At 78.1% G+C, this 447-nt stretch carries 1 protein-coding gene; it reads left to right on the top strand.

What is annotated here, in order from left to right:
* Positions 1-447, top strand: a 447-nt coding sequence (locus SSBG_RS02720; protein ID WP_008744702.1) for an oxygenase MpaB family protein, incomplete at both ends; no start/stop codon positions are given.

The following is a 447-nucleotide window of genomic DNA, read 5'->3' as shown; positions in this document are numbered from 1 at the left end:
CGCGACGGGCTACCCCGTCAACCGGCGCGGCCTCGCCCTCCTCGTCCGCCCCCTCACCCCCGCCCAGGACCGCGCCCTGTACGCGGAGTGGCTGCGGGTCGGGCGGCTGCTCGGGCTGCGCGAGCGGGACATGCCCGCGACGCCGGAGGAGTTCTGGCCGTACTACCGCCGGATGCTCGCCACGGAGGTCGAGTCCAACGCGGTCGTGCGCGAACTCCTCGCCACGGACACACCGGTCCCCGCCCCCGACCGGGGCCCGCTCGCCGCGCGCCTGGTCCTGCGCCTCCTCTGGCCGCTCCTGCTGCCCCCGGCCCTGCGCGCCCGCCGTTTCCTGACCACCGGCTTCCTCCCCGCCGACGCCCGCGCGGCCCTCGGCCTGGACTGGACCCCCGCGCAGGAACGCAGGCTGCGCCGCCTCGCGACGGCCTTCCGCCTCGTGGTCCCCGC

This window comes from Streptomyces sp. SPB074, assembly GCF_000154905.1.
Lineage (GTDB): Bacteria > Actinomycetota > Actinomycetes > Streptomycetales > Streptomycetaceae > Streptomyces.
This window is presented reverse-complemented; position numbering and strand designations above follow the sequence as displayed.